The following is a 4,031-nucleotide window of genomic DNA, read 5'->3' on the forward strand; positions in this document are numbered from 1 at the left end:
TAAAGTGGCTTAATGCCGAAAAATGTTATGGTTTTATTAAGCCAGAAGATAGCGGCAGTGATGTTTTTGTTCATATCAGTACGCTAGAACGTTTAGGAATAAGACCAGATTCACTCAGAGGAGAAAACAGAAAAGGGAATAAAAGGAGAGAGTAAGCTATGAACTCAATTAGCAAGGATTGGTGTTTGACCGTGGTGCATATAAATACACAGGATTAGTTTCTCAATTTGGTGAGGCTTTAAGAAGTTCTGGGTTTATAAGTTTTAGAAGGTTTTAAGTATGGCTGTGAAGAATTTACAAAATAATGATTTATCAGAGCTTTTATTTTAGGTACGAAGAGTGACGACAGTTACCAAAGGTGTTAGAAGATTTTCATTTTCAATTTTGGTTGTTGTTGGAGATGAGAAGAGTAGGGTAGGGTGCGGAATGGGCAAACACGCAGAGGTTGCTGAAGTCATGATAAAAGCTGTGAATGCTGCAAAAAGAACAATGATTAGAGTGTATTTTCGTGAAGGCAGAACTTTGCATCATGACATTAAAGCTAAATTTTGCTCTGGTGAGATAGTTTTTAAGAGCAGCTAGAGCTGGTACAGGTATTATTGCTGGTGGAGCGATTAGGTCAGTTTTTGAAGTGCTTGGCATATAAGATGTAGTAGCTAAGTCTACGAGGTCTAATAATCCTCATAAGGTTATATGTGCAGTGTTTAAGGCTTTTGGTAGTATGTTATCTCCCCTGTGGTCTGGGGGTAGAATAGGACCACCGTATCCTCTGCGTGTCGTAAAAGGCGACTAAAAGAGGGGGTTGGCGTCAGGAAGGGCATCCGGCCATTAAAAACCCTAAATTTGCTCCATCTAAGTCCCCATGGATAAGTTTTATCCTGGGGAAAACAGCTAATCTGGGCGAGCCTGGATAATAGCTGTATAAAGGATGTTGTTGTTGTTATCTCCTTGTCAAGTTGCGAGAAAGAGAGGCAAAAAGATTAGTGAGATAGTTGGAAATAGGTGAAATATGAATAGTTCTATAAAGTTAAACTCTATATTTACTAAGTTATCGAAGAAAAAAAAAGCCTAAGTTACTAGGTAGAGGTATTGGGTGTGGTAAAGGTAAAACGTCTGGTAGGGGACATAAAGGGCAGAAATCTAAAAGTGGTGTTTCTATAAATGGATTTGAGGGTGGTCAACAATCTATATATACTCGTTTACCTAAAGAGGTTTTAACCCTATACATAAAGATATATTCTCTATAATTAATATTGGTGATGAGCAGCGTTTAATAGAGGCTAAAAAAGTAGTAAAAGGTTCTGTTATAGATAAAGAGGTGCTATGTAAGCTGGGTTTTGTAAAGTCTGCCAAGAGTAAAATCAGGCTTCTTAATAAGGGTAAGCTAAGTGAAAATGTATAATGCAGGTTGAATTTGTGTCAGAAGCTGCAAAAAAGTCTGTAGCTTCAGTTGGTGATAGTGTGGGAATATTATCATAAATAATGGGCAGCAAATCTGCATTTAATAGTTTGGATCCTTCATTATATTGTATAAAGGAGATTTATTGAAGCGTATATTTTTTACGCTAGTTGCTTTAATTTGTTATCGCTTGGATACTTACGTGCCTATTCCTGGAATTAGTCTCGATATAATTAATGATATATCCCTAAAGAATGCTCTGGTGTTTTGGGGGTATTTAATTTATTTTCTGGTGGTGCATTAGCTAGAGTGACAATATTAGCACCGAGTGTTATGCCATATATAGTTGCATCTATAGTTATGCAGTTACTATCTTTTGCCATCAAAGGGATTAATGAAGTTAAAAATGATGGAAAATTAGGACGTCGAAAGATGAATTCTTATATACGTTATATGACTATAGTATTGTATGTTTCATTCAATTACTATTTTAATTGCATTAGAAAGGATGAACAGGGAAGGGGTGTTAGTCTGGTCTTATGTTTCCTACTTAGGAGCCTTTAGTCTTTTAGGTGGAGCGATGTTTTTAATATGGCTTGGCGAGCAAATCAGCGCTAGTGGCGCAGGTAATGGCGTCTCATTAATCATTCTTACAGGTATAATATCAGAGCTGTATAATATCAGAGCTGTATAATATCAGAGCTGTATAGTGCTTTTTCATCCCTGTTAACGGTGAATAAAAGCGGTAGCATATCATTATTTTATTATCCTTTTTATTTTAGCGGTGTTTTTCTTACTATTGCTTTTGGTTATTTTTGTAGAGTCTTCTTATAGAAAATCATTTTTTAAAATTTTTAAAATCATTTTAAAAAATTACATAATGACGATTTTACTTATTACCTATTAAAGATTAATTTATTTGGTGTAATACCAACTATTTTTTGCCAATGCAATTTTATTAACACCTATTTCAATTGCGAATTTTTATAAGGGTTATGTTTTTTTCTGATTTTATTTTGAATTACTTCATGGCAAATAAAGTAATTTATATGGTAGTTTACCTAGCGCTTATAGTATTTTTTAACTTTTTCTATACCAATTTTATATTTAATCCAGAGGATAATGCCAATTTTCTTAAGAACAATAGTGGTTTTATACCTGGTAGAAGACCTGGAAAATATACTTCGTATTACCTTCAAGAAATCGTTTTTAAATTAACGTTTATTGGTTCTGCATATTTAGTGGTCATATGCGTTGTGCCCGAAAAGTTGTAAGATATTATTAATGATATACCGTTTATTTTTGGTAGAACGAGCTTATTGATTATAGTTAACGTTGTTACTGATACTATGATGCGCGCAAATACAATCCTATATCTTTTCAAATAGATATGATACCTGGATAAGAAAATACGAGTCTAAGACGAGAAAATTAAGATGATTATTGCAATTTTTGGCCCTCCTGGCTCTGGTAAAGGCACTCAATCAAACCAGTTGATAGCAAAGTATAACTTAAAGTTAGTTTCAGTAGGGCATTTGTTGAGGAATATATCTTGCAGTAGCTAGTTAAGTAAAAAAATAAAGGATATCGTGGAATCCGGTAATTTAATTCAAGATGAAGTTATGTGAGTTGTTGCGTGATCAACTTGAGTTAGTAGACGATAGCTTTTTTGTTGGATGGTTTCCCGAGAAATTTAAACCAAGCTTGTTTCTTAACTCAAATTTTGCAAGAGAAGTATAATAGGGATGTTGATATTGTTACTGAGTTGCAGCTTGACGATAAAATTGCAATTGACAGATTAAGGAATCGCCTTGTGTGCTTGGATTGTAAGAATGAATATAGTGCATCTTCTTTCAAGAATGAAGGTGGTCTTGTTTGTATGAAATGTAAAAGTACAAGACTAGAAAGGAATATTGATGATTATAATTTATCTGTAATTGTTAGAAGAATAAGCGAATATCACACCCAAATAAAGGATTTACGTGAATACTATAAAGGCAAATTATTAACGTTTAATGCTAATCTTGATGTTGTTCAGATAAAACAAGAGATGGAAAGCAAAATTTCTTGCAATTTGGTTTGACTCTAGATTATTTTATGGTATAAATTAAGAGTTATTATTAATAAAGTATCGGAGTATCGGTGGCACGTATTGCAGGTGTAAATGTTCCAGTAAAGAAATGTGTTCCTTTTGCATTAAATTATATATATGGTATCGGTGTTGCTACTGCAAACGCAATTTGCCATGCTTATGATAAGAGCAAACGTGTTTCAGAATTGCAAGATAAATACATAGAAAAGATCAGAAGTTTCATTAGGAGAAACTATTCTATAGAAGGTGAGCTTATAAAAGAAGTGGCTATGAATATAAAGTCTTTGGTGGAAATGGGATGCTATAGAGGAATGAGACACAGAAAAGGTTTACCAGTGAGGGGACAAAGAACTCATATCAATGCTAAGGCTCGTAAAGGTAGATCTCGTTTGCCTATTGCTGGAAAGAAATAAAATTTATTGTTATTGTGAGTTTTAATGAAAAAAAAAAGGGGGGGGGGGGGTTAGAACAGTTGGTAAAAGTGTAAAAAGTTCGTTATTGGGATTATTTATATTCGTGCAACTTTTAATAATACTTTTA

2 protein-coding genes and 4 pseudogenes are annotated in these 4,031 nt (G+C 33.8%); all 6 read left to right on the plus strand.

Annotated elements, in window-relative coordinates:
* Positions 1 to 35 precede the first annotated feature (35 nt).
* On the plus strand, positions 36 to 155 hold the full coding sequence (locus HET73_RS06355; RefSeq protein WP_410543563.1) for a hypothetical protein: 120 nt from the start codon (positions 36 to 38) through the stop codon (positions 153 to 155).
* Between the two features lie 184 nt (positions 156 to 339).
* A pseudogene (locus tag HET73_RS06360) lies at positions 340 to 793 on the plus strand (uS5 family small ribosomal subunit protein).
* A gap of 216 nt (positions 794 to 1,009) precedes the next feature.
* Positions 1,010 to 1,479 (plus strand): annotated as a pseudogene (gene rplO, locus HET73_RS06365) (50S ribosomal protein L15).
* Positions 1,480 to 1,482: 3 nt separating this feature from the next.
* Positions 1,483 to 2,839 (plus strand): annotated as a pseudogene (gene secY / locus HET73_RS09990) (preprotein translocase subunit SecY).
* A pseudogene (locus HET73_RS06375) lies at positions 2,836 to 3,482 on the plus strand (adenylate kinase family protein). Before secY ends, HET73_RS06375 begins: the two co-directional pseudogenes overlap by 4 nt.
* Positions 3,483 to 3,541: 59 nt before the next feature.
* Entirely contained in the window at positions 3,542 to 3,904 is a 363-nt protein-coding gene (gene rpsM / locus HET73_RS06380) for a 30S ribosomal protein S13 (protein WP_174134217.1), read from the plus strand.
* Positions 3,905 to 4,031: the final 127 nt, after the last annotated feature.

Source organism: Wolbachia endosymbiont of Atemnus politus, from assembly GCF_013309895.1.